This window comes from Streptomyces sp. NPDC007875, assembly GCF_042868035.1.
In the GTDB taxonomy this organism is placed as follows: Bacteria; Actinomycetota; Actinomycetes; order Streptomycetales; family Streptomycetaceae; genus Streptomyces; species Streptomyces antimycoticus.
Genome location: NZ_JBIADZ010000092.1, coordinates 1 through 4,192, shown reverse-complemented (window position 1 = coordinate 4,192; position 4,192 = coordinate 1). Strand labels below are relative to the sequence as shown.

General features: G+C 72.5%; 1 protein-coding gene. It reads right to left on the bottom strand.

Going from position 1 to position 4,192, the window contains the following annotated elements:
- Nucleotides 1-4,192, bottom strand: a 4,192-nt coding sequence (locus ACFYOY_RS48990) for an SDR family NAD(P)-dependent oxidoreductase (RefSeq protein WP_388594606.1), incomplete at both ends; no start/stop codon positions are given.

The window sequence follows — 4,192 nt, the reverse complement described above, 5'->3', positions numbered from 1 at the left end:
GCGGGTGGCGAAGACGGGTGAGGTGTTGAGGAGTTGGGCTCCCATGCCTGTCCATTGGGCGCCTTGGCCGGGGAAGACGAAGACGGTCTTGCCGTCGCTGCCGGTCTCCCCGGTGACCAGACTGGGGTGCGGCTGCCCTTCGGTGAGGGCAGTGAGGGCGGCGGTCGCCTGGTCGAGGTCGGTGGCGAGGACGACCGCGCGGTGTTCCAGGGCGGCGCGGCTGGTGGCCAGCGACCAGCCCACGTTCACCAGGTCGGTCTCGGGATGGGCGTGAAGGTGGGTGATCAGGCGTTCGGCCTGCGCCCGCAGCGCCGCGGGGCTCTTGGCGGACAGCACCCATGGCACCGCGCCGCCCGTGGCCACCAGCCCGGGAGCCTCCGGTTCCGTGGTTTCTGTTGCGGCGGCCGCGTCTTCCGGGGCCTGTTCGAGGATGAGGTGGGCGTTGGTGCCGCTGACGCCGAAGGAGGAGACCCCGGCGCGGCGGGGGTGTCCGGTTTCCGGCCAGGGCCGGGCCTCGGTGAGCAGGGACACCGCACCTGACGTCCAGTCCACCTTGGTGGTGGGCTCGTCGGCGTGAAGTGTCCTGGGCAGCATGCCGTGCCGCATGGCCTGGATCATCTTGATGACGCCCGCGATGCCCGCGGCTGCCTGGGTGTGGCCGATGTTGGACTTCAGTGAGCCCAGCCAGAGGGGTTGGTCGGCGGGGCGGCCCTGGCCGTAGGTGGCCAGGAGGGCTTGGGCTTCGATGGGGTCGCCGAGGGCGGTGCCGGTGCCGTGGGCTTCGACGGCGTCGATGTCGGCGGGAGACAGTCCGGCGTTCGCCAGTGCTTGCCGGATCACCCGCTGCTGGGAGGGGCCGTTGGGGGCGGTGAGGCCATTGCTGGCGCCGTCCTGGTTGACCGCCGTGCCGCGGATCACGGCCAGGACCTCGTGGCCGTTGCGCCGGGCCTCGGAGAGCCGTTCCAGCAGCACGAGCCCGACGCCCTCGCTGAAGGTGGTGCCGTCGGCGCCCTCGCCGAAGGATTTGCTGCGGCCGTCGGGGGCGAGACCGCGCTGGTGCGAGAAGCTCACGAACCCGTCCGGAGTCGACATCACCGTCACACCCCCGGCCAGGGCCATCGAGCACTCGCCCTCACGAACCGCCTTGGCCGCCCAGTGGATGGCCACCAGCGAGGAGGAGCACGCCGTGTCGACCGTCACCGCGGGACCGGTCAGGCCCAGTGCGTAGGCCACCCGCCCGGACACCACGCTCCCCGATTTGCCCGTGCTCAGATAGGTCTCGGAGCCCTCGGGCAGCTCACCGGCGTTCGTCCCGTAGTCGTGGTAGATGACCCCGGCGAACACACCGGTGTCACTGCCTTGCACCGACCGCGGGGCGATACCGGCCTGCTCGAAGGTCTCCCACGCGGTCTCCAGCAGCAGCCGTTGCTGCGGGTCCATCGCCACGGCCTCGCGCGGGGAGATGCCGAAGAAGTCCGCGTCGAACTCTGTGGCACCCGCCACGAACCCGCCCTCGCGGACGTAGGTCGCGCCCACCCGGTCCGGGTCCGGGTCGAACAGCGTGTCCAGATCCCAACCGCGGTCGGTGGGGAACGCCCCGATGCCGTCCTCCCCGTCGGCCACCAGCCGCCACAGCCCGTCCGGGCCGGTCACCCGTCCCGGGAGTCGGCAGGCCATTCCGACGACGACCACGGGGTCGTCCGCGTCGGCCCCCGGCCCGGTGACGGCGGCCGGGTCCGCCTCCGTCGAGCCGAACAGCTCGTCCCGCAGATACCCGGCGGTGATCGCCGAGGTCGGGTAGTCGAACACCACGGTCGCGGGGAGACGCAGTCCCGTGGCCGTGTTGAGGCGGTTGCGCAGTTCCACCGCCGTCAGCGAGTCGAACCCGACGTCACGGAAGGGCTGGTCAGGCCCGATGCTGTCGATCGTCGTGTGTCCGAGCACGGCGGCCGCCTCGGTGCGGACGAGTTCGGTGAGGTGGCGTAGCCGTTCACCGTTGTCGAGGGGAGCGAGCCGTTGGGTGAGCGACAGGGTGTCGGCGGGGGCCGGTGTGTGGGCCGTGCGGCGTGTGGGGCGCCGTACGAGGTGGCGGAGGAGCGGCGGAACGGGCTGCGCCGTCTCGTCGGCCCGGAGGGAGGCCGGGCTGATCTTGATCGGGACGAGGTGGGGGTGGTGGGTGGCGGTGAGGGCCGTGTCGAGGAGGGCGAGCCCCTCGTCGTCGGTGAGGGGGGCGACACCGCCGCGGTGGGTGCGCCGGCGGTCCTCGGTGTTCATGGTGGCGGTGAGGGCGCTGGTGGTTTCCCACAGGCCCCAGGCGAGGGAGGTGGCGGGGAGCCCGGCGGCGTGGCGTTGGTGGACGAGGGCGTCGGCGTAGGTGTTGGCGGCGGCGTAGTTGGCCTGGCCGGGGGTGCCGAGGGTGCCGGTGGCGGAGGAGTAGACGACGAAGGCCGCGAGGTCGTGGTCGCGGGTGAGGTCGTGGAGGTGGGTGACGGCGTCGACCTTGGGGCGGAAGACGGTGTCGAGTCGGTCAGGGGTGAGTGCGGTGAGGGTGCCGTCGTCGAGGGTTCCCGCGGTGTGGATGACGGCGGTGAGGGGGTGGTCGGCCGGGATGTCGGCGAGGAGGGCAGTGAGTTGGTCGCGGTCGGCGGTGTCGCAGGCGGTGATGCGGACGTGCGCGCCGCGCTCGGTGAGTTCGCTGAGCTCGGTGGCGAGTTCGGCCGCGCCGGGGGCGTCGGGCCCCTGGCGGCTGGTGAGCAGCAGGTGCCGGGCGCCGTGGTGGGTGATGAGGTGGCGGGCGGTGAGGGCGCCGAGGGTGCCGGTGCCGCCGGTGATGAGAACGGTGCCCTCGGGGTTGAGGGGGAGTGGCTGGGCGGGTGTGCCGACGGGTGCTGCGGCGGTGAGCCGGGGCGCCCAGAGGGCGTTGTCGCGGAGGGCCAGCTGGGGCTGGTCGGTGGCGAGCGCGGTGGGCAGTGCGTGGCCCGAGTGGCCGTCGGCGTCGATGAGATGGACGCGGCCGGGGTGTTCGGACTGGGCCGAGCGGACCAGACCCCAGATCGCCGCCGCGGCGGGGTCGGTGACTTCGGCCGAGTCGTGTACGGCCATCGCACCGTGCGTGAGGACCGCCAGCCGTGTCTCCGACAGCTCGGGCAGCGTCACCCACCGCTGCAACAGGTCCAGCGCACGCGAGGCCAGCTCGCGCGTCCGCGTGATGGGGTCGGCGTCCCGCGACTCCCACGCAGTCGTGTCCGCGACGATCAGCGCGGGCCGGTCCTCGGCCCCGGATATCTCGGCGGTGAGCTCCGTGGCGAGCTCTGTCACATCGGCGAAGGCCGTGGCTTCCGCGGCGGCGAGGACGGGTGAGACGTCCCCGACGGTGCCCCACCGGATCTCGTCCGTGGTGGGGCTGTGTTCGGTCCAAGTGACCGCCCAGAGAGCGTCGTTCACCGACGTGGACGTCAGCGCTTCGAGCTGCGCCGCGTCGACCTCCCGCAGAACGAGCGAACCGATCGACGCGACCAGCCCTCCGGCCGCGTCGACCAGGACCACGGAGAGGCCGCTGTCCTCGGTGTAACGGGCGTGCACGCGCACCGAAGTGGCACCGGTGGCGTGCAGGCGTATGTCGTTCCAGGCGAACGGCAGCAGCATGCGGCTGCCGGGCTCCCCGGGCAGGCAGTAGTTGCTCGCGTGCAATGCGGCGTCCAGCAGTGCCGGGTGGATGCCGAACCGGCCGGCGGCCTCCGTCTGCTCCTCCGGCAGCGCGGCCTCCGCGAACACCTCGCCCACTTCGCCGCCGCGGGTCCATACCGCCTTCAGGCCCTGGAACGTCGGCCCATAGTCGTAGCCTCCCTCGGCCATCTGCTCGTACAGGCCCTCGACGGCCACCGCCTCGGCGCCGGCGGGTGGCCATTCGGCGGCGGCGGGCGACGGAGGAGCTGTGGTGTCCTGGGCCAGTGTGCCGGTGGCGTGCTCCGTCCACTGCGCCGTTTCGTCTTCGGCGCGGGAGTAGATGCCTACGTCCCGACGCCCGGACTCGTCAGGGCCGCCCACGACCACCCGGATGTCCAGGAAGCCGCTGTCCGGCAGGGCCAGTGGCTGCTCGATGACCAGTTCTTCCAGGGTGGGGGTGTCGGTCTCGTCCCCGGCGCGGATGGCGAGCTCGGCCATCGCGGCGCCGGGCAGCAGGACGGCGCCG